The sequence below is a fragment of the Devosia sp. GW821-FHT12F11 genome (assembly GCF_058806655.1).
The window spans coordinates 793,431-814,302 of record NZ_JBXAPX010000001.1 but is presented as its reverse complement, the minus strand read 5'-3'; the positions used below and the strand labels follow the sequence as shown (position 1 = coordinate 814,302).

Below are 20,872 nucleotides of genomic sequence, written 5' to 3'. Positions count from 1 at the left end.
TTCAGACCACCGTGTTGGGGAGGGGGGTGCCGGCGAGGCCGGCCTCGAGAGGTTGAAGCCGGAGTTCAGGGAGGCCGGGAGCGGTGAGGCGCAGCGACGTGCTTTCGCCGGCGCGGATGAAGACCACTGCCCGCCCGCCGAAGGTGTGCCGCTCGGGCACCGCGTATGGCGTGTTATCGCTAAGGTCGCCGCTCTCGATGCCGAGCAGAACCCCGTTAGCGACCTGCACTGTCAGCAGCAGCTCGTTGCGCGCCACTTCGCCGTGTGTGTCGCGCAGTGTGCACTCGACCTGGACGACGCCCTCGCCGAGCAAGCCGGCGTCGGTGCAGCGGCGGATGGCTTCGTCTGGCGCCTGCCACACCACTGCGTCGATCCGCACCGCGTCGCCGCGCGGCCCGAATGTGTCCTGCGCGACCTCGCCGTTGCGGCGTGTCTCGAGGAGCAGCGGCCCGGCCGATGGTAGGGCGGCGGCAACCCAATAGCCCTGCTCTTCATCGCGCGTCAGCGCGACATCCGCGCCAGCGCAGGTGAGCCGCGGCTCGCCGTTGGAAAAGCAGACGACCTCTACCTCGCCGCCGGCGATGTCGTCCCAGGACCGGGCGATCGGGTGCGACCAGAGGTTCTTCTTTTCGTCGCCGCGCTTGCGCGTGGCGAGGTAGGCGACCGGCTCGTCGGACCACCAGCTGCGGCGCAGTTGAGCGCTGTGCTTCATAAAACCGGCCAGCGTCAGCAGCCCGGCGCGCGAGCCGTGATGGGGCCAGCGATCGGTCTCGCCGAGATAGTCGATGCCGGTCCACAGGTACTGGCCGGAGATGTAGTCGTTGTCGACCACGGCGCGCCATTCCGGATAGCCGTGGCCGTTCTCGCTGCCGATGATCGGCTGGCCCGGGAACTTCTGGTGATCGGCCGGATACAGGTGTTCCTTGTAGTTGTAGCCGACGAGATCGAGTGGTTCGAGAAAGCCGGTGTAGCGCGAGAGCTCGGGGAAGGCAGCGCCCACCGTGACCGGCCGGGTCGGGTCCTTGCCTTTGACGATGGCAGCGAGGCGCCGCGAGATGGTGGCGAGGCGCCGCGCATCGGGGCGGTTCGGATCGTAGGCGCGCTGCTTGGCCGACTTGTTGGCGTCGTTGTTGCCGGTCATCGCCTCGAACATGGCGCTGGCATAGGGATCGTTGGGGTAGTCGATCTCGTTGCCGGTGCTCCAGGCGATGACCGAGGCGTGGTTGCGGTGCGCGTCGATCATGTTGACGAGGTCGCGCTCGCCCCACTCGTGGAAGTCCTGGGCATAGCCCTGATGGCGCGGCGGGTAGACATTGTGCCCCTGCCACCACTTGTTCTTGGAGTTCTCCCACTCGTCGAAGGCCTCGTCGATGACGTAGAAGCCGAGCGCATCGCAGAGGCGATAGAGCTCCGGCGCATGCGGATTGTGCGCCATGCGGACGCCGTTGCAGCCGAGCTGCTTGAGCTTGAGCAGCCGGCGCAGCCACACCTCCGATGGCACCGCGGTGCCGAACGGGCCGGCATCCTCATGCAGGCAGACGCCCTTCAGGGTGCGCGGCTCGCCATTGATGAAGAAGCCCCGCTCCACATCGAAGCGGAAGGTGCGGATGCCGACGGTCTCGTCGTAGACGGCGCGCTGATTTGCACCCCAGCTCAGCGTGGTGGTGAGCCGATAGAGGTTCGGGCTGGTATCGGACCACAGCTCGGGCTGCGGAACGATCGCCCTGATGACGGTCTCGGCCGAGCCCCCGGCGGCAAGTTCTGCGGCAGTTTCGAACGCCTGGACGCGACTCGACGAGAGCGAGCGCAACTCGTGCCGTACCGCGACCGTCAGCGGTTCCGAAGTGTCGTTCACCAGCCGCTGCGTGACCTGGACAGTCGCCTCGTTGACGTCGGCGGCCACGGTCTCGAACACCGTGCCATACTCGGCAACGCGTACCGGCTCGTGCAGCTCGAGCGTGACGTGCCGGTTGATGCCGCTGCCGTTGTACCAGCGGCTGTCGGAGATGTCGGTATGCTCGACCCTGACGCTGATCACCAGGTCGTCGCCATTGGCGTAGGAGAGGATCTCGGTCAAATCGAACGAGAACTCGGCATAGCCGGAGGGACGGCCGCCGACATGGTAGCCGTTCACCCAGACCCGGGCGTTCTTGTAGACGCCGCCGAATTTGAGACGCGCGTGCTTGCCGGCGACATCGCCAACGATGTCGCTGAGCTGGCGCAGCGAGACATGCGCCCGATACCAGCCGATGCCACCGGGGAGGTACCCGGTGCCGCTCGAATGGTTCTCGGCGAACTCCTGTTCGATGCTCCAGTCATGCGGCACGCTAACCGGCCGCCACGCGGTATCGTCAAAGCCCTTGGCCCAGGCCTCCGGCGTGTCCGTGAGGCTGAAGGCCCACTGGCGGATGTCGTAGCTATGCATGAGCCCTCGGCCCTTATCTCTCAGGTGGATGCCGATACTGCGGCAGCGAGGTATTTGCGGAAGACGCCGGCAAACAGGCGTCCGTTGACGGTGGCGATGCCGGCAAAGCCGACGAAGAACCAGAACAGCCCATAGCCGGTGAGCTGCGGGTAGAAGATTGTGATGATCACCGAGAGCGCGATCAGCCCCAGCGCGGCGAGCCCGGTGAACGGGTGCTTCCACGACAGCAGCCGCGCGTTGCGCAACACGTCGCGGGTGCGGCCCTCGAAGCGGGCGAGATAGGGGAAGACGAACAAGGCCGCGGCGGCGAAATTGAAGGCCAGCACGTACCAGGCAGCGAGGAGGAGCAGTTCGGCCAGCGGCCCGAAGGTCAGGTTGGTGACCACGACGTACCAGGCGGCCAGCACGCCAACCAAGGCGAGCAGCAGCAGCCAGATCACCGTGGCCTGGCGGAAGTTGCGCTGAAACGAGCGGAAATAGTCTGCGGTCACCGAGTTGCACTCCCCGGTTGCAAGTCGCATCGCGGAAAAATTCAGCGCCGTCAGCGAAGCGCCGAGGGTGAAGACCGGGATCGAGGTCGCGACGAACAGCAGGTTGAGGACGATCACATCGGCAACGAGGCTCAGGCCGCGCATCAGCGCCGAGTCCGCCGAAAACAGGGTTGCCATGCTGGGTCCTCCGGGGAGACCGGGCGGTGCGACCACCACCCGGTCCGTGGGTCAGGTGACTAGAGGCCGCGGGCGGCCTTCCAGGCGTCCATATCGGCCTGGATCGAGGCGCGTGCGTCCTCGTAGCCGACATCCTTCAGCTTCTGGCGCATCTCGGCGACAGCAGCGGCCGGGTCCTCGAACTTGCCGTATTGCAGCTGCGGGATGTACTCCGACAGCACGCCGGCCATCGCTGCGAGGGTCGAGTCGATGTTCTGCTTGTTGATGATCAGCGTCGAGTACGGATAGTCCTTGGCCACCGCGTCGAGCTTGGCGATGATCTCGGCCCGGTTCGAAGCCTGCGTGGTACGCGGCAGCTCGAACTCGTCCATGCGGCCCCACCAGTAGTCGGTGCCCAGCGACATGGTCGAGGAATCATAGCCCTCGGGGTAGCCCAGCTTGCCATCGGCGGTGATGATGTAGTCGACATCCTTGATGCCGAAATTGAACAGGTCGTAGATTTCCTTGTCGTTGCGGATCAGGTCATAGACCTGCAGCGCCTTCTCCGGGTGCTTTGAATAGGCACTGACCGCCATGGCGCCGTGCGTGAAAATGTCCTTGAAGAAGTTGCCGTTTTCCTGGCCCCAGTAGAAGAACTTGGGGTCGGAGCCGGGCTGCTTGGTATTCATGTTGTTGACGATGTCGTTGACGAAGGTCTGCGTGTGGTGCTGGTCGGCGCCGGACAGGCCGGCATAGAGCTCCTCACGCGTATCGCCATCATAGTTCAGCGCGTCCTCGCGCCAGACCCCGATATCGTTCCATTGCTTGGCGAGCTTGGCCGCTTCGACCAGCGCATCGCCTTCCATGTACCAGGAGGTGACGGTGTAGGGGTTGGCCGCCGTGGTCTGGAACGGGAAGTAGTTGCCGGCGCTGATGCCCTGGATGGTCTGGAAGTCGGTGTGCCCCTGCATGTAGCCGGTGAGCGCCGCCTCGTTGGCGCCCGCGACATCCCACGGATAGGCGTCGGGCTTGTTGGCCTTCACCCACTCGAAATACTTGGTGAAATCCTCGAACTTGGTGATCTCGCCGTTCGGAAAGCCGGCCTCCTTGGCCCAGTCGCCGCGGTAGAAGAAGCCGTGGTTGGTGTACTGGGTGTAGTTGTCCTCGGGCATGAAATAGATCTTGCCGTCGGCGAGCTTGGTCAGATCCCAGTGACCATCGGCCTCGACCTGGGCCCAGGTCTTGGGCGCATTGGCCTTGAGCATTTCTTCCGACAGCGGCAGGAAGGCGCCCTTCTCGGCATTCTCCCAGGCGTAGAGCCAGTCGGTGGCGGTGGCGACGAGATCGACATTGTCGTCGCCCGACAGCAGCTGCACGTTGTACTGGGTCTGCCAGTCGGCCCACTCGATATAGAACAGGTCGAGCTTGGCGTTGACCTTCTGGACCAGCAGCTCGTTGAGCTTTTCCAGCATCGCCTCGAGGCGGCCATTAGTGGGCTTGTTGCCCATGGTCAGCATGGTGATCTCGGTCGGCGCATCCTGGGCCAAGGCCCCCGCCGTCAGTGCCGGCATGCTGATGCCGATGGCCAGCAGCGCCGCCCCGACCCGCACGACATTCCTTCTCTTCATCTCAGACTCCTCCTCTGATTTTGACGTACTTGCCGAGATTTCCCTCAACTCGAATTGGCTTCGAGGGTGCGGCCGGTCATCGGCGCCGGCCGCGTAGTTTGCCGTCGCGCTAGCCCTTCACCGCGCCGATAGTGATGCCGCTGACGAAGTATTTCTGCACGAACGGGTAGAGCAGCAGGATCGGGCCGGTCGCGACGATGGCGCTCGCCATCTTCAGCGTATTGCTCGGCAGCGCCGTCACGCTGACGTTCGAACCGGCGACGGAATTGCGCAGCGCGTTCGCCGTGTTGATGATGTTGTAGAGGTGGTACTGCAGCGGTTTGAACTCGACCGTGCTGCCCAGGTACAGCGACGACAGGTACCACTCGTTCCAGTAGCCGAGCGCCAGGAACAGCCCGATCGTCGCCAGCGCCGGCTTCATCATCGGCAGGCAGAGCTGGGCGAAGATGCGGAAATCGCCGGCGCCATCGACCTTGCCGGATTCGATGATCTCGTAGGGCACGGTGCGCATGAAGTTCTTCATCAGGATGATGAGCCACGGCGTCATCAGCAGCTGCAGGAACACCGCGAGGTAATTGCCCCTGAGGCCCAGGTCGCGCGCCACCCACAGGAAGGTCGGGGCGAGGCCGGCCGAGAACAGCGTGGTGAAGTAGATGAGGAACGAGATGTGGTTGCGGAAGGGAAAGTCCTTCCGGTGCAGCGCGTAGCCGGTCATCGAAATGATGAACAGGCCGATCGCCGTGCCGAACACCGTCATCACGATGGTGACGACATAGGAGCCGATGATCTGCTTGGGCGCCTTGAAGATCCACTCGTAGGCGGCGAACGAAAAATCCTTGGGCAGGATGCCGAAGCCGGATTTCATGATAGCCTGCTCGCTCGACAGCGAGGCCGACAGCATCATGACGAAGGGCAAGAGGCAGAACAGCGCGAACAGCGTGATCGTGACGTAGGAAATCGAGCGGATCACGATGTCGCTGGCGTCGAGCTTGATCGCCCGCGGCTTGGCCGGCCCGAGGCCGACGCCTTCTGTCTCGAATGGGCGGGCCAGCTCAGAAGAGTGCATAGTCTTTGTTGATCCTGCGCACGATCCAGTTCGCCGTCATCACGAGGGCGAAGCCGAACAGCGACTGGTAAAGGCCGACTGCGGTGGAGGTGGTGAAGTTGTTCTGCGACAGCACCATCCGGTAGACCGAGGTCTCGATGATGTCAGTGGTCTGGAATAGCGCGGCATTGTTGCCGACGAGGTTCCAGAACAGCCCGAAATTGCCGTGCATGATGCCGCCCAGCGCGAACAGCACCAGGATGATGAAGGTCGGCTTGAGGCTCGGCAGCGTGACGAAACGGATGCGCTGCCAGGCGGAGGCGCCATCCACCGTCGCTGCTTCGTAGAGGCTGCGGTCGATGCCCATGATGGCGGCGAAGTAGACGATCGAGCCGTAGCCGGTCGATTGCCACAGGTGCACCAGGATGATGATCAGCGGCCAGGCGCCGGCGCTCGAGTAAATCTTTATCGGGTCGCCGCCGGTCTGCTTGATCAGCGCATTGAGCGCGCCGGTGTCGTAGTTGAGGAGGTTGAAGGCGATAACCCCGACCAGCACCGACGAGATGAAGAACGGCAGGAACATCGCCGCCTGGCTGAGCTTCTTGAACCAGGCCAGCCGCACCTCGTTGAGCATGATCGCGATGGCGATCTGCAGGATGTTGCCCAAAACGATGAAGGCGAGATTGTAGAGGATGGTATTGCGCGTCAGCGTCCAGAGCTGACCGGATTTGATCAGGAACTCGAAGTTCTTGAAGCCGACGAACGGGCTGCCGAAGATCCCGTCCCGGTAATTGAAATTGGTGAAGGCGATCCACGCGCCCGGCAGCGGCATGTAGTTGAAAACGATGAAGAAAATGATCGCCGGGACGCACATCAGCAAGAGGACCTTGCTGTCCGCCAGCTGCCGCCAAATGGACTTACGTCCCCGGGACGAATCCGTTCCTGACATCTTCCCCCTCTCTGCCGTCGGCCGCGGCGTCCCTCCAGACGCTGCCCCGATGAGCGGCCGACGGATCGGCTCTCACGTGGCGTCGCAACCAACCGGGCCCGAGCTTTTTGCTCATGGTCGGCTCAGTGAAGTCGTGCAGGTCTCCCTCCCGCCGGCATAGTGTTAGCCGGGGGATGCGCTCTGCGCAAGATTTTCAGTAAATATTTAGTTCGGGGTCTGCGACGCCCGGATTTTGGTACTGCCGCGCCAGCGAATGCTGGTCGCCAGGGTCACACGCTTGGGCAGTTCGCGCCCGCCCATCCGCTCGAGCAGCAGCTCGACGGCGCCCTCGCCGATCTCCTCGGCCGGGAGGTGCACGGTGGTCAGCGGCGGGTTGAGGAACTGCGCCACCGAGATGTCGTTGAAGCTCGCCACTGCGATGTCGTCGGGGATGCGCAACCCCATCTCGTGGATGGCGCGGTAGGCGCCGACCGCCATGTTGTCATTGGCGGTGACCAGCGCGTCGGGCCGGTCGGGCTGCGACAGGATCTGGCGGGTCAGCTTGTAGCCGCTGTCTTCGGTCTTGCCGTCGGTGAGGCAGATGCGTTCGTCGAACACGCCGGCTTCCTTGGCCCATTCGATATAGGCGCGGCAGCGCCGTTCGACCCGGGTCGGCTGCACCCCGTCGTAGACATCGACCCAGCCGGCAAAAGCGATCCGCCGATAGCCGGCCTCACGCAGCGACTGCAGGAGCTTGCGCGTCGCCAGCATCAGGTCCGCCTCGACCGAATCGATCTCGTCGGTCGGCGGGGCGAAATCGGCGAACACCAGGTTGCGGTTGTGCCGCTTGAGCCAGGCGATCTCGTTCTCGTCGTGTCGCCCGATGGCGATGATCCCCGAGGCGCCGCGCAGCAGCGAGGCCTCGGGCAGACTGTCGGTGTGGTAGACCTTGATGGTCTCGATCTTCAGGGCCTGGCAGCGGCTCTCGATGCCCAGCCGCAACCCGACATAGTAGGGATCGACGAATTCCTGGTCGGGGCGCAGGTAGTGCACCAGCGCCACCTTGCCGAGCCCTTGCTGATAGGCGCGGTTGCGCGCCCGCGGCGTCTCGTACTTCAGCGCCTCGGCGGTTTCGATGATCGCCTGCCGGGTCTTGGGCGTCACCGACAGGGTCTGGTCGAAGTTGAGCACCCGCGACACCGTCGCGGACGAGACGCCCACTGCCTTGGCGATTTCCTTGATCGTGACCACGACGCTTCCCCAATCGGGAGACCTGCTTAGGCAAGAAGGCAGGACCTATGCAAGCGGCAATCACATCCGCCTTGGCGTGGCGGCGATGAACGCGTCGAGTTCGGACCGCGTCCCGGCGCCTTCCATCGGCCCCCGAACCGTGACGTTGCGGGCCCCGGCGGCCGAGGCATAGAGCAGGGCCTGCTCGGGCCCCATCCCCAACCGTCGGCCGGCGACATAGGCGCCGCCGAAGCAGTCGCCGGCGCCGGTAGCATCGAGTTCGGTCACGGCGAAGGCCGCGGCGTCGATGCGGGATCCGTCGCGGCTGAACCAACTGGCGCCGGCCGCCCCGCGCTTCAGCACGATCTCACCGACGCCAAGCTCGAACAGGCGCCGGAGCGCTGCCGCTTCGCCGTCGACGCCGGCGGCGCGCTCGAGCTCGTCACCGCTGGGGAGGAGGAGATCGGCCTTGGCCACCAGCTCGGCGAATTGCCGCTCGATCGGCGCGCTCAGTTGCAGCTCCTTGCGCAGATTGGGATCGACCGACAGCGTGCCGCCGCGCGCCTTGATTATCTCGACGGCGCGCGCAATGACCTCGCGGGCGCTCGGCATCGACAGCGCCGTGCCCATGACATGCAGGTGGCCGGCACGGTGGACGAGCGCCTCGACCTTGTCGTCCCAGCCGAACCGCGACGCGGCGGACGTGGCGATGTTGTAGACGAAATCCCTGGCGCCGCTGGCGCGGTAGCGCACAAAGGCGCTGCCGGTCGGGAACTCACGATCGATGGCAACGGCCGACACATCGACGCCATCCGCCCGCAGCCGATCAAGGTTGACCCGGCCAAAATCATCATCGCCGACCGCGCCGATCATTGCGGCGCTGCCACCGAAGCGGCTGCACTGGTCGATAAAGATCGCCGGCGCGCCGCTCGGGTACGGCCCGACCAGCGGCTGCGCGGAGCGGAACCCGTCACCGGTGGTGGTCGCAACGATCTCGACCAGGATCTCGCCGACGCAAATGGTCGGCCCCAGTTCGTCGGGGGACAAAACGGCATTCGGCATGCGGCGACGTTCCCACTTCTGGCACCGACAGGGCGGTCAGGCACCGATCAGATAGCACGCGCCGACGCCCTCGGAGCAGCCCCGATTCCAGGGCAGGCTGCTGGCTGAAACCTTGGTCATGCTGCGGAAGGGGGGCCGGTCGTTCCGATCAGCCCCCCTTCCGCGATCTGCGTGGATCCGGTTTGCGCAGTCCGCTAGACCGCCTCGATCAGCAACAGCTCGGAACGGAGTGCCGAGCCGATGCGGATGCGCAGGCCTTCGTCGAGCAGGTAGCCTCCATCGACCACCCGATCGTAGCCGGCGCTGTCGTAGCGAACGCGGTATTGCCGGCCGACATCGAGGCCGCGGGGACGGACGAGATAATCGTCGGCCTCGGCGCCCTGCAGCCGGAACACTCCGATAAAGGCCTTGTCCCGCTCCGGTGTCGCGCTTTCCAGCACTACCCACTCCCCCAGATCGCGCTGGTTCTGGATTGGCGTGTGGTGGAACAGGCGGGACCGCGACAGCATCGGCCGGCAGAAGTCGCGATAGATGCTGAAACCGTGCTGCCAGCGCTCCCAGGTCGCCTGGTTTCGCTCCGCGAGGGTCGCCGCCACGCCCGTCACCTTGAAGTGGGTGAAGAGGTTGGTGCGGATCAGGAAGTCGATGTCCGAAACGCCGGCCGAAATGCCACCCATCACCGACTCGCACAGCTCCGGCGGCAGGGCGAGCGTGCCGCCATTAAAGATGCGAAGCGACGGGCTGGGGGACCAGCGATCGGTCAGTTGGGTCCAATGGAAGCGCGACAGCATGCCGAGGTCCATGCGCCCGCCGCCGCTGGAGCAGTTCTCGAGCAGCAAGTTGGGGAAGCGCCGGGCAATGTTGTCAAAGATGCCGTGCAGCGCGTCGTAGTACCGCCACACCACGCTCTCGGTGTAGCCCAGATGGTCGCGCGTGCCGCCCTCGCCGAAATTGCCGTTGAAGTCGATGCGGAAGCAGTCGAGGGCGTATTTCTCGATCTTTTCGACGATCAGCTCCTCAGTGTAGCGGGCGACCTCGGGCTTGGACAGATCGAGGAACAGCATCGACTGGCCGCGCCGCTGCATCAGCCAATCGGGTCGTTCGCGCGCCAGTCGGCTGTCGACGCCGACCCGCTCGGGCTCCATCCATAGGCCCGCCAGCATCCCCCGATCGCGGACCCGATCGAAGACGGCCCGCACCCCATCGGGCAGCAGCGGGCTCTCGTCCCAGTTGCCGACGGTTGCCGCCCAATGCTGATCGCCGCCGCCGAACCAGCCGGCATCGAGCATGTAGAGTTCGAACCCGAGTTCGCCGGCGAGGTCGATATCGTCGTAGAGCTGCGCCTGGGTGATCTGGTCGTTGCGGGTGAAGCCGGTGCTGTTTACCTCGATGCGGTGTTCGCGACCGGCCGGCTGTGCCGGCGTTACGCTGGTGCGGATGTGGCTGTGCATCGCCTGCACGGCGTCGTCGAGATCTCCGAACAGGGTGGCGATATGGACCGCCGGGGTGGTCGTCGACTCCCCCGGGGCAAGGACGCGCAGCGGCGCCGGACCGGCGATGCCGACTTCGGCATAGAGACGGGCGCTTTGTGAGCCCTTCTTGTCCATGCCCGGCTCGAAATCGTTGAACAGCTCGATCTTCCAGTTGCCGGACCAGGCGAAGTTGAGGATGAACATCTCGCCGGTGGCGTCGTTGCGAGCATAGATCATCGGCACGCCCCAGCCGGAGCGCCCGTGCATGGTTTCCATGCCCCAGCGCCCCTGCGGCACGGTCTTCCACTCGAAATTACCCTCCTGCCCGGCCGAGCTATCGACGGTGTGCGCCACGCTGAACGGGCCGGCCGGAAAATTGGCGAGATCGACATTGTCCCAGAACGCCGGGACACTGGGGATCTTCTGCTCCGGCGAGCCGTTGAGCTGCCACACCAGGCCGCTCCACGGGCTCACATGCGACAGCGCCGCCTGGACGTCGCCGACATTGGTGATGACCAGATGTCGTGCGAAGAACGGCGTATCGTCGAGCCTGGTGTGAACCTCGACCTGCAGCTGGCGCTGGCGGTGCAGCAGCGTCAGCGTAGCGTGCCGCTCGTCGCCGGCCGAACCGAGTAGTTCCCAGCCTTCGACCAGGCGCTGTCCGTTGACCTCGAGCTGGAAGGCATGCTGGCGCGAATGCAGTGGCCGCACGTTGGTGAGACCGTCGCGCATCTCGTCCCAGACCCAGCGGCGCGGCTTGGCCCGCCCCATGGCCGAGAAATGGGCGCCGAGGAACTGCCCATCGACCAGGGTCTCCTGGTAGATGCTGCTGCCGGAGTCGTAGCGGACGACCGGGAATTCCGGAAACGTCTCGCCCGTCGGCTGAATGCCGCGGTCGTGCAAGCCCCAACCGACGCGGCCCAGAACCTTTGGATCGGAACTCATCCCTTAACCCCACCCATAAATGTCATTCCCTTGATGAATTGCTTTTGCATCGAAGCGTAGAGCAGCATCACCGGCACCACGGTCACCATGGCGCCGGCGCAGTAGAGCTCGTAGCGTTCCCAGAACAGGCTCTTGAGCGAAGCGAGCGCCAGCGGCAGCGTCTTGACCGAGGGTTCGGTGAGGACGATGGCCGGGAACATGTACTCGTCCCAGCTGGTCAGGAACGTGTAGACGGCGAGCGCTGCCAAGGGTGGCGCCGACATCGGTCCGATGATGGTGAAAATGATCCTGAGCTCGCCTGCCCCATCGAGCCGGGCGGCTTCGATCAGCTCGTTGGGCAGCCGCGAGATCCATTGCCGGAGCAGCAGCGTGCCGATCGTCGAGTAGAGGGCGATGACGATCATACTGTGAACCTGGTTCAGCAGGCTCAGGTCCGACAGGGTCAGATAGAGCGCCACCATGATCGCCGGGAACGGCACCAGCATGGTGGAGAGCAGCGCGATGAACAGCAGATCGCGGCCGAAGAAGCGGTACTTCGAGAAGATGTAGCCGAGCACCAGCGCCGTGCCGCAGCCGGTAATGGTGCGGGCCAGCGCAATGAGGCAGCTGTTGATGAAGGCGTTGAGAAAGCCCGGGATCGCGAGAATCTGTGTGTAGTTGTCGAGCGTCCAGGGCGAAGGCAGGTCGCTCGGGCGGTTGATCAGATCCGAGTAGGTCTTGAACGAACCCAGCAGCATCCACAGGAACGGCAACAGCACCGCAACCGAGGCCGCGATCAGCACCAGGTGGAGCGGCACCTGCAGCCAGCCGCGCCTGAACCTGACCGGGGTGGCCCTGGATACAGTGGTGACATCTGAGATGGCCATTAGGGCTGATCTCCCTTGGTGCGCAGCAGGAACAGCTGCACGAGCGTGATCAGCAGCATCAGCAGAAAGACGAATACCGAGACGGCGGCGGCACTGCTGAACAGGAACGAGGCGAAGGCTTCATCGACGATGAACTCGTTGATCATCAGGGTCGACAATCCAGGCCCGGGACCGAGCACGGTTGGGGTGACGTAGACCAGCATGCCGTTGACCACCGTCAGGATCGAAACCGCCGCAACGGTCGGCATGATCGAGGGCAGCGTCACATTGAAGAAGCTCTGCCACGGGTTGGCCCCGTCGATGACGGCGGCATCGCTGAGTTCGGTCGGCACAGCGACAATCGCTGCCGTCAGCAGCACGACGTAGAAGCCGACCGATTTCCAGACCTCGACCAGGACCAGCGCTCCGAGAGCCGAGTCCGAGCCGAAGATCCAGTTGCTGGGCGGCAAGCCGACCAACGCCAGGAGCTGGTTAAGCGTGCCGGTATCTGGATTCATGATCATCCGGAACAGCATTGAGATGGCGATGATCGACACCACCACCGGCAGGAAGATGATGAACTGATAGCCCTGCCGGCCGCGCGTCACTTTGGCGAGGCACCAGGCGAGGAACAGCGAGATCGGCAGCGAGAAGGCGTAGAGCAGCACGGTGTAGACCAGCGTGTTCCACACCGCGACCCAGAAGCGGTCATAGCCGAACAGCTCGATGAAGTTATCGAGCCCGACGAACGGGCTCGATGCCGGATTGAGCACCCGATAGTTCTGCATCGACATGACGAAGGTTTTGATGACCGGCCCGAATACGAACATGCCGTACCAGGAGAAGGTCGCGGCGAGGGCAATGGCGCCGATCCAGAATTGCGGTCGATTGAGCACCTTCCGCCAGCCCTTCGGCCAGCGGTCGACAGCTGTCAGCACGGACATGGTCATCCTCCCCGAAAGGTGGGCTGGAGCGTTTCACCGTCTCGATGAACGGCGAAACGCCCGGCACCTTCCCCTGAAAGCGCTCTAGCTGCGGGCGAAGCGTTGCTGCTGGGCGGTCAACTGCCGCTGCAATTCGGCTGCCGTATCCTTGGGCGTGGACTTGCCCTCGCGCAGCAGATCGACGATGGGCTGGACCATCTCGTTGATCTGCGGATCCCACCCATGGCCCATGAAGCGGGTATTGGGCCCTGCCGTGTGCAGGCGACGCTGTCCCTGGCTCAAGGGTCCGTCGCCGGAATAGATCGACGACTTGGCCACCGGCCGGCAGGCCGGCGTCATGCCGCCATAGATGCCCGACCAGATGAACTGGGCATCATAGGTGGTCATGAACTTGAGGAACTCGACGGCGCCGGCCTCGTTCTTGGCGCCGACCGGGATTTCGAAGCCCCAGCCGCCTTCGCCGACGAATTTCGGCGCCTGACCGGCGACCAGCGACGGCAGCACCACGTTGGTGGCGCTGAGCCCCACTGCCGTGGCCTCGCCGGCAGCGGCATCGTTGCCGATGCCAAGCGCCGACTGGCCGGCGGCAAAGACGTTGACGACGTGCCCGAGGCCAAGCTTGCTCTCGATCCCCAGCTCGTAGGGCTTGGTGACGAGGTAGTTGAGCGCCTCAACGCAGGCATCGGAATCGAAGGCGAACTGGCCGCTCTGCTCATCGAACCAGTTGGTGCCGAGCTGCTCCATCATCGTTGCGATGTTCAACAGCTCCCAGCCCTGCCGGTTCTGGCCCCAGACGACCGGCGAGCTGTCCTTGTTCTGCAACCGCGCCGCGAACTCGAACATCTGATCGTAGCTCTCGAACGCCGCGCTCAGTTCGTTCCGCTCACCATCTGCCACGGCGCCCGGCCAGGCCAGGTCAGCACCGGCTGCTGCCACCAGATCGAGCCGCACGCTGACGCCGGAGTGAGCGTTTCCTTCCACCGGAACCCCGTGGATGGCTTCACCCCAGCTGTAGGCGCCGAGCGCCTCGGGGAACCACCAGGCAGCGTTGTCGATGCCCAGATCGCCATACACCGACTGCCGGACATCGATCAGGCCGCCCTGCTTGACCAGGCCATCGGACATGCGCCCCATGAGGCAGAGAACATCCGGCGGATTGCGGCTGGCCAGCGACGTCAGGGCCGAACTGACGATCGACGAGCCGTCCTGGGGCTCTAAGGTAACGGTACCATTAGTGAGCTCCTGAAACTTCGAAATGAGCATTTGGTAGCGTTCGACGTGCGGTGCGTAGTTGAGACCCCACATCCGCACGGTCTGTCCGCTGAGGTCCGGCGGGGTCCAGTTCGGACCACCGACAAGGTCGGCGGCGGCAGGCTCCTGCTGTGCCAGGGCCCGGCCACCGAGCATGAAACCGCCCGCTAATGCGCTGGAACCCAAAAGAAAATTACGACGTGATAGGTGAAAGCCAGTCATTGTCCCCTCCTCAAGAATTCGACGACCTCTGCAATGAAGAGGCCAGGCCGCGCCGCGGTCTCACGAGACGACCGTACGGCTCCTCCACCGCACTGCTGATCGCTCAGAACAGCTTCAATGTTACCGGTAACATTCGGGTTGTCAATCCTGCCGAGGTGAGTCGGGCGGTATCCATGGTGGCGGAATTGGCAGCGTGATGCGCCGGCAGCTCGGTCTGATAGCCGCAAGAACGCGGACAGCCCGAGACGACAGCTCAGCGCGGCGTGCGGCCTTTGCCGAGGTCGGACAGCGTCAACTCGCGGCGGACCGCTTCGACGCCGAACAGTTCGGCGTGCAGGCGATGCAGCGCCTCGCCGAGCGCGCCCACCAGAGTGGCGCGGTCGGCCAACGCGCTGGCCTCGACTTTCGGGGGCTCGCGCATCAGCCGTGGGAGCAGGCCGCGCACCCGTTCGACGATCTCGGGCCTGAGCCCGATGCTGCCGCCGAAGACGATCAGGTCGGCGTCGATCACCGCGTGCACCGCGCCGATGGCGAGGGCCAGCAGCCGGGCGGTCTCGTCGATGGCGGCGACGGCGGCCGCCTCGCCTCGGCCATAGGCGGCGAGGATCTCGGTCACCGAGAAGCCGGCACTGCCGCCATAGCCCTCGTAGCGCCGCTGGAGCGCATCGACATTGGCCGCCGTCTCGAAGGTGCCCGAAGCGAAGCCCGAGGGATCGAACGGGTTGCCGCCGAGCGGCAGGTAGGCGATTTCGCCGGCCGCCCCGCGCCCGCCGCGCAGCAGCTTGCCATCGGCGACGATGCCCATGCCGACGCCGCGGCCGACGCCGAAATAGGCGAAGTTGCGCGCCCCGCGGGCGACGCCCTGCCACAGCTCGCCGAGCGCCGAGAGCTTGACGCCGTTCTCGATGGTCAAGGGCACGCCGATCTCGGAGCGCAGCTCTTCGACCACGTTGATATCGCCGAGGTGCGGAATGGAGGGGGCGATGTCGATATGGCCGGTGACCGGGTCGACCACGCCGGGGCTGCCGACCACCACCAGCTTCACCCGATCGCGCGGCACCCCGAGCTTATCGGTCAGTTCCCGGTAGAGGAGACCGATCTGGCGCACCACATTGGTGCCGCCGCGCGGGTCGGTGGCGGCGGCGATCTCGCCCACCACCTCGCCGCGGATATTGGCCAAGGCGATCTGCGCGATTTCGCCTTCGAGCCGGATGCCCAGCACATAGGCTGAGCCGGCGGTGAGCTCGTAGGTCGGGGCGCTGCGGCCGAGCTTGCCCTGCATCTTGCCCGACACTTCGAGCCAGCCGTCGCGCTCGAGCTCCAGCACCACCTGCGTGGTGGTCTGGCGCGACAGCCCGGTGAGCTTGGCCAGCATGGCCCGCGAGGTCGGGCCATTGAGGAGGATAGTTTCCATGATGGCGCGAACCGACAGCTGCCGCGCCACCGGCGGCAGCTGCGAGGGTCGAACCGGAGCCTGGTCGCTCTCCGCGCTCACGATGCCGGTCAGCGCTCCAGCCGCGCGAGGAGGCTCGAGGTATCCCAGCGCTTGCCACCCATCGCCTGCACTTCGGCATAGAACTGGTCGACCAGCGCGGTGAGCGGGAGCTTCGCCCCATTGGCGCGACCCTCATCGAGCACGATGCCCAGATCCTTGCGCATCCAGTCGACGGCAAAGCCGAAGTCGAACTTGCCGGCATTCATGGTCTTGTAGCGGTTCTCCATCTGCCAGGACTGCGCCGCGCCCTTCGAAATCACGTCGATCACTGCCTCGATATCCATGCCCGACTGCTTGCCGAAATGAATGGCTTCGGCCAGCCCCTGCACCACCCCGGCGATGCAGATCTGGTTCATCATCTTGGCGAGCTGGCCGGCGCCGGGATCACCCAGCAGCCGGGCCGCTTTGGCAAAGCTCATGATCACCGGCTGGGCGATCTCGAAGGTCGCCTGGTCGCCGCCGACCATCACCGTCAGCTGGCCGTTCTCGGCGCCGGCCTGGCCGCCCGAGACCGGCGCATCGAGGAAGCCGAAGCCGGCGGCGGTCGCGGCGGCATGGAGTTCGCGCGCGATGCCGGCCGAGGCGGTGGTGTGGTCGACGAACACTGCGCCCTTGGCCATCGCCTTGAAGGCGCCGACCTCGCCGAGCGTCACCTCACGCAGATCATCGTCATTGCCGACGCAGGCGAAGACGATGTCCTGCCCTGCCGCCGCTTCGGCCGGCGTCTTCGCCAGCCGGCCGCCTTGCTCCGACACCCATTTTTCGGCCTTTGCCGTGGTGCGGTTGTAGACGGTGACCTCGTGCCCTTTGGCCTTCAGATGCCGGGCCATCGGGTAGCCCATGACGCCGAGCCCCAGGAAAGCTGCCTTGACCATGATATTCCTCTCTAGATGGTAGTTTCGGTGTAGCGGGCGCGCTGCTGCATGCGCGGGCGACGCGGATCGGGATAGGGCACGGCGGAGATCAGTGCCTGCGTATACGGATGGCTGGGCGACGTACAGATGGTCTGCGCGTCGCCGACCTCGACCACCCGGCCGCGCCGCATCACGGCTACCCGGTCGCAGAAATAGCGGATAACGCCGATATCGTGGCTGATGAAGATGAAGCTCAGCCCCAGCCGTTGCCTGAGTTCGATCAACAGATCGAGGATCTGGCTGCGGATCGAGACGTCGAGCGCCGAAGTCGGTTCGTCGGCGATCAGCACCTTGGGGTCGAGCGCCAGTGCGCGGGCGATGCCGATGCGCTGGCGCTGGCCGCCGGAAAAGGCGTGCGGGTAACGATCCATCATCCCGGCATCAAGCCCGACCAGCTCGAGCAGCTGGCTGACCCGGGCATTGATCTCGGCCGACGAACCGCGCCGGTTGATCAGCAACGGCTCGCCGACGATCTGGCGCACGGTCATCCGCGGGTTCAGCGAAGCGAACGGATCCTGGAAGATGAAGCGGATCTCGCTGTAGAGGTTGCGCAGCCCCGCCTTGTCGAGCGTCCGCACCACAACCGGCGCCGCGCCCGGCGGCGAATAGACCACCTCGCCATCGGTCGGTTCGACGGTGCGGAGGATCAGCCGCCCCAGGGTGGTCTTGCCCGAGCCGCTTTCCCCGACGATCCCCAGCGTTTCGCCGGCCTGGAGCTCGAGGCTCACGTCGTCGACGGCGCGCAAGGTGCCCTTGGCCCGACCGCCGAAGGCGCCGATGCCGAGCTGATAGGTCTTGCCCAGGTTGCGCAGCGAGAGGATCGGCGACGATATGGCAGGGGGCGCCGGCCGCGCTGCCGGCTGTTCGAGCTTCAGCGTCGCCGCGAGCAGCCGCTGCGTATAGGGATGGGTCGCGCCGTGGAAGATCCGGTCCACCGGCCCGGCCTCGACCAATTGCCCGCGATACATCACCGCCACATCGTCGACCGTCTCGGCCACCACGCCCATGTCGTGGGTGATGAGGATCATCGCCATGCCGCGCTCGCGCTGGATGCGGCGGATCAGGTCGAGCACCTCGGCCTGGGTGGTCACATCGAGCGCCGTGGTCGGCTCATCGGCGATCAGGACGCGCGGGTTGCAGGCCAGCGCCATGGCGATCATCGCCCGCTGCCGCATGCCGCCGGAGAACTCGTAGGCGTAACGATCGATCGCCTGTTCGGGGTTGGGGATTTCTACCTGGCCGAGCAGCTCGACGGTGCGGGCGCGGGCCGCCTTGCGGTCGAGCTTCAAATGCAGCTCGAGCACCTCCATCACCTGGGCGCCGATGGTATGCACCGGCGACAGCGAGCTCATCGGCTCCTGGAAGATCATCGAGATGTCGGCGCCGCGAATGGCGCGAATGGCTTCGCCGCGCCGCGGCAGCTGCGCGATGTCGATCTCGCCGAGCCGGATCGAACCGCCAGTGATCCGCCCAGGCGGATCGACCAGTTGCATCAGGGCGCGCGCGGTGACCGATTTGCCCGAGCCGCTTTCGCCGACAATGCCCAGCGTGCGACCGGCGCGCAGATCGAAGCTGACGCCGTCGACAGCGCGGAAGCTGCCCTGGCGCTGGGTGAAATCCACCGTCAGGCCCTCAACCGAGAGGACGATTTCGGGTTCAGTTGTCATAGGGATCCGCCGCGTCTCGAAGCCCATCGCCGAGGAAGTTGAAACTCAGCACCGCGATCATCACGAACAAAGCCGGCCAGAACAGCAGCCACGGGGCGCTGGTGATGGCGCGGAGGTTCTGTGCGTCCTGCAGCAGCACGCCCCAACTCACCACCGGCGGCTTAAGCCCGATGCCGAGGAAGGACAATGAGGTCTCGGCGATGATCATCGCCGGCACGGCCAGCGTCACCATGGCGAGGATGTGGCTGGTCATCGAGGGCAACATCTGGCGGAAGATGATCCGCATCTCGCCTGCCCCGTCGAGCCGGGCAGCGGTGACGAAATCCTCGTTGCGCAGCGAGAAGAAGCGGCCGCGCACTTCGCGCGCCAGGGAGGTCCAGCCGAGCAGCGAGACGATGGCGGTGACGGTGAAATAGACCTCGATCGGCCCCCAGGTGAGCGGGATCGCTGCTGCCAGCCCCATCCATAAGGGGATGGTGGGCATGGCGCTGATCACCTCGATCAGCCGCTGGATGACGCTGTCGAGCGCCCCGCCGTAATAGCCGGAGATGCCGCCGAAGAACACGCCGAGCAGCAGCGAGATCACCACCCCGACCAGCCCGATCGACATCGAGATGCGGGTACCGTGGATCAGCCGGCTCAGCACGTCCCGCCCCAGCCGGTCGCTGCCGAAGAGATACACAACTTCCTTGGGATCGGTGGCGCCGATCAGGTGGATACTGGTCTCGATCAGCCCCAACAGCCGATAGGGCTGGCCTTCAACGAACAGCCCGAGCGGAATGAGCTTGTCGGGATTGGCGGTGAAGGTGCGCCGCATCGCCTCGGTATCGACGGTAATGTCGTAGCCCGAGGCGTGGAAGTTGAAGGTCCAGCCGCCATCGGCCGATGGCGCGAACAGGTTGATGCCCTGGGGTGGCGCGTAGGTATATTGCGGCCGCGTGGTCTCGGGGCTGTAGGGGGCGAGGAACTCGGCGAAGATGCCGGTGAGGTAGAGCAGCACCACGACCACCAGCGACACCACCGCCAGCTTGTGACGGCCAAAGCGCCAGGCCATCAGCTGCCACTGGCTGGCGGTGGCGGCCGAGCTGCCCGCCCGCGCGATGATCGGCGGCGGCAGGGCCAAATCTTCTTCAGGCATCACGCCTTCTTCGGACACGCCACTCATCGCTGGTACCTGACGCGCGGATCGAGCACGGCGAGGAGGATGTCGGAGAGCAGCATGCCGATCAGCGTCAACACACTCATGATCAGGATGAAGGCGCCGGCGAGATACATGTCCTGGCTGACCAGGGCGCGCAGCAACAGCGGGCCGGCCATCGGCAGGTTGAGGACGATCGCCGTGATGGTGACGCCGGAAATCAGCGAGGGCAGCACCCAGCCGATGGTCGAAACGAACGGGTTGAGCGCAAGGCGCACCGGGTAGCGCATGATCAGGGTGAACTCGGACAGGCCCTTGGCGCGGGCAGTGACGACATAGGGTTTACTGAGCTCGTCGGAGAGATTGGCGCGCATCACCCGGATCAGCGCCGCGGTGGACGAGATGGCGATCACCACCACCGGGATCCAGAGGTGCTGCAGCAGGTCGAGGAGCTTGGCGAAGCTCCACGGCGCCTGCTCGTACTCGGGCGAGAACAGCCCGCCGACATTGAGGCCGAACCAGGTGAAGCTGATATACATGAGCCCCAGCGCCAGGATGAAGGTCGGCACCGCGAGCCCGACAAAGCCGAGGAAAGTGAAGACATAGTCGCCGATCGAATAGCGGCGCACCGCGGAGTAGATGCCGATCGGAATGGCCAGCGCCCAGATCAGCATCAGGCTCAGCGCCGAGACGAAAATCGTCACCCCCATGCGATCCCACAGCAGCCGGCTCACCGGCTGCCCCCAATCGAACGACCAGCCGAAATCGCCGCGGAAGATGATGCCGGAGATCCAGTTCCAGTACTGCACGTAGAACGGCTGATCGAGCCCGTAGAGGGCGGTCAGCCGGTCGATCGAGGCCTGGTCGAGCGACTGCCCGGAATCGGCGATCGCCGAGGTCAGCGAGGTCAGGAAATCACCCGGCGGCAGCTGGATGATCAGGAAGGACACCAGCGACATGCCGAACAGCGTCGGCACCATGTAGAGCAGGCGCTTGAGGATATAGAGCAGCATC

Annotated in this window: 16 protein-coding genes; all 16 read right to left on the bottom strand. The window is 65.0% G+C overall.

The window, feature by feature from the left end; translation table 11 throughout:
• Nucleotide 1: 1 nt before the first annotated feature.
• Complete coding sequence (locus AC1ROK_RS04080; RefSeq protein WP_492844072.1) at nucleotides 2–2,425, bottom strand: glycoside hydrolase family 2 TIM barrel-domain containing protein; 2,424 nt, start codon at nucleotides 2,423–2,425, stop codon at nucleotides 2–4.
• 20 nt (nucleotides 2,426–2,445) lie between these two features.
• On the bottom strand, nucleotides 2,446–3,093 hold the full coding sequence (locus AC1ROK_RS04075; protein ID WP_492844070.1) for a DUF624 domain-containing protein: 648 nt from the start codon (nucleotides 3,091–3,093) through the stop codon (nucleotides 2,446–2,448).
• Nucleotides 3,094–3,152: 59 nt separating this feature from the next.
• Entirely contained in the window at nucleotides 3,153–4,700 is a 1,548-nt protein-coding gene (locus AC1ROK_RS04070; RefSeq protein WP_492844068.1) for a DUF3502 domain-containing protein, read from the bottom strand.
• Nucleotides 4,701–4,809: 109 nt separating this feature from the next.
• Nucleotides 4,810–5,766: a carbohydrate ABC transporter permease gene (locus AC1ROK_RS04065; RefSeq protein WP_492844066.1), complete on the bottom strand. Its 957-nt coding sequence runs from the start codon at nucleotides 5,764–5,766 to the stop codon at nucleotides 4,810–4,812.
• A complete protein-coding gene (locus AC1ROK_RS04060; RefSeq protein ID WP_492844680.1) occupies nucleotides 5,753–6,619 on the bottom strand; it encodes an ABC transporter permease in 867 nt (288 codons plus the stop codon). The genes AC1ROK_RS04065 and AC1ROK_RS04060 overlap by 14 nt, the downstream gene beginning before the upstream one ends.
• Nucleotides 6,620–6,898: 279 nt before the next feature.
• Nucleotides 6,899–7,924, bottom strand: a complete 1,026-nt coding sequence (locus AC1ROK_RS04055; protein WP_492844064.1) for a LacI family DNA-binding transcriptional regulator — start codon at nucleotides 7,922–7,924, stop codon at nucleotides 6,899–6,901.
• A 60-nt stretch (nucleotides 7,925–7,984) separates the two neighbouring features.
• Nucleotides 7,985–8,965: a tagatose kinase gene (locus tag AC1ROK_RS04050; protein WP_492844062.1), complete on the bottom strand. Its 981-nt coding sequence runs from the start codon at nucleotides 8,963–8,965 to the stop codon at nucleotides 7,985–7,987.
• A 194-nt stretch (nucleotides 8,966–9,159) separates the two neighbouring features.
• Nucleotides 9,160–11,382: a glycoside hydrolase family 36 protein gene (locus tag AC1ROK_RS04045; RefSeq protein WP_492844060.1), complete on the bottom strand. Its 2,223-nt coding sequence runs from the start codon at nucleotides 11,380–11,382 to the stop codon at nucleotides 9,160–9,162.
• Complete coding sequence (locus tag AC1ROK_RS04040; RefSeq protein ID WP_492844058.1) at nucleotides 11,379–12,248, bottom strand: carbohydrate ABC transporter permease; 870 nt, start codon at nucleotides 12,246–12,248, stop codon at nucleotides 11,379–11,381. Before AC1ROK_RS04040 ends, AC1ROK_RS04045 begins: the two co-directional genes overlap by 4 nt.
• Nucleotides 12,248–13,171: a carbohydrate ABC transporter permease gene (locus AC1ROK_RS04035; protein WP_492844056.1), complete on the bottom strand. Its 924-nt coding sequence runs from the start codon at nucleotides 13,169–13,171 to the stop codon at nucleotides 12,248–12,250. The genes AC1ROK_RS04040 and AC1ROK_RS04035 overlap by 1 nt, the downstream gene beginning before the upstream one ends.
• Nucleotides 13,172–13,255: 84 nt before the next feature.
• Nucleotides 13,256–14,578, bottom strand: a complete 1,323-nt coding sequence (locus tag AC1ROK_RS04030; RefSeq protein WP_492844054.1) for an ABC transporter substrate-binding protein — start codon at nucleotides 14,576–14,578, stop codon at nucleotides 13,256–13,258.
• A 319-nt stretch (nucleotides 14,579–14,897) separates the two neighbouring features.
• The gene (locus AC1ROK_RS04025; protein WP_492844052.1) at nucleotides 14,898–16,139 is read right to left on the bottom strand and encodes an ROK family transcriptional regulator; all 1,242 of its coding nucleotides are present in this window, start codon (nucleotides 16,137–16,139) and stop codon (nucleotides 14,898–14,900) included.
• Nucleotides 16,140–16,147: 8 nt separating this feature from the next.
• Entirely contained in the window at nucleotides 16,148–17,014 is an 867-nt protein-coding gene (locus AC1ROK_RS04020; protein ID WP_492844050.1) for an NAD(P)-dependent oxidoreductase, read from the bottom strand.
• A gap of 11 nt (nucleotides 17,015–17,025) precedes the next feature.
• A complete protein-coding gene (locus tag AC1ROK_RS04015) occupies nucleotides 17,026–18,720 on the bottom strand; it encodes an ABC transporter ATP-binding protein (protein WP_492844048.1) in 1,695 nt (564 codons plus the stop codon).
• A complete protein-coding gene (locus AC1ROK_RS04010; RefSeq protein ID WP_492844046.1) occupies nucleotides 18,710–19,858 on the bottom strand; it encodes an ABC transporter permease in 1,149 nt (382 codons plus the stop codon). The genes AC1ROK_RS04015 and AC1ROK_RS04010 overlap by 11 nt, the downstream gene beginning before the upstream one ends.
• A gap of 23 nt (nucleotides 19,859–19,881) precedes the next feature.
• The gene (locus tag AC1ROK_RS04005; RefSeq protein WP_492844044.1) at nucleotides 19,882–20,871 is read right to left on the bottom strand and encodes an ABC transporter permease; all 990 of its coding nucleotides are present in this window, start codon (nucleotides 20,869–20,871) and stop codon (nucleotides 19,882–19,884) included.
• Nucleotide 20,872 lies beyond the last annotated feature (1 nt).

Bases quoted from the DNA above. Each gene is read 5' to 3' on its own strand.
- AC1ROK_RS04035 (WP_492844056.1), bottom strand. From the start codon at position 13,171: ATGTCCGTGCTGACAGCTGTCGACCGCTGGCCGAAGGGCTGGCGGAAG.
- AC1ROK_RS04015 (WP_492844048.1), bottom strand. From the start codon at position 18,720: ATGACAACTGAACCCGAAATCGTCCTCTCGGTTGAGGGCCTGACGGTG.
- AC1ROK_RS04030 (WP_492844054.1), bottom strand. From the start codon at position 14,578: ATGCTCGGTGGCCGGGCCCTGGCACAGCAGGAGCCTGCCGCCGCCGAC.
- AC1ROK_RS04010 (WP_492844046.1), bottom strand. From the start codon at position 19,858: ATGCCTGAAGAAGATTTGGCCCTGCCGCCGCCGATCATCGCGCGGGCG.
- AC1ROK_RS04060 (WP_492844680.1), bottom strand. From the start codon at position 6,619: ATGTGCGTCCCGGCGATCATTTTCTTCATCGTTTTCAACTACATGCCG.
- AC1ROK_RS04050 (WP_492844062.1), bottom strand. From the start codon at position 8,965: ATGCCGAATGCCGTTTTGTCCCCCGACGAACTGGGGCCGACCATTTGC.
- AC1ROK_RS04075 (WP_492844070.1), bottom strand. From the start codon at position 3,093: ATGGCAACCCTGTTTTCGGCGGACTCGGCGCTGATGCGCGGCCTGAGC.
- AC1ROK_RS04020 (WP_492844050.1), bottom strand. From the start codon at position 17,014: ATGGTCAAGGCAGCTTTCCTGGGGCTCGGCGTCATGGGCTACCCGATG.
- AC1ROK_RS04040 (WP_492844058.1), bottom strand. From the start codon at position 12,248: ATGGCCATCTCAGATGTCACCACTGTATCCAGGGCCACCCCGGTCAGG.
- AC1ROK_RS04080 (WP_492844072.1), bottom strand. From the start codon at position 2,425: ATGCATAGCTACGACATCCGCCAGTGGGCCTTCAGCCTCACGGACACG.
- AC1ROK_RS04005 (WP_492844044.1), bottom strand. From the start codon at position 20,871: ATGCTGCTCTATATCCTCAAGCGCCTGCTCTACATGGTGCCGACGCTG.
- AC1ROK_RS04065 (WP_492844066.1), bottom strand. From the start codon at position 5,766: ATGCACTCTTCTGAGCTGGCCCGCCCATTCGAGACAGAAGGCGTCGGC.
- AC1ROK_RS04070 (WP_492844068.1), bottom strand. From the start codon at position 4,700: ATGAAGAGAAGGAATGTCGTGCGGGTCGGGGCGGCGCTGCTGGCCATC.
- AC1ROK_RS04045 (WP_492844060.1), bottom strand. From the start codon at position 11,382: ATGAGTTCCGATCCAAAGGTTCTGGGCCGCGTCGGTTGGGGCTTGCAC.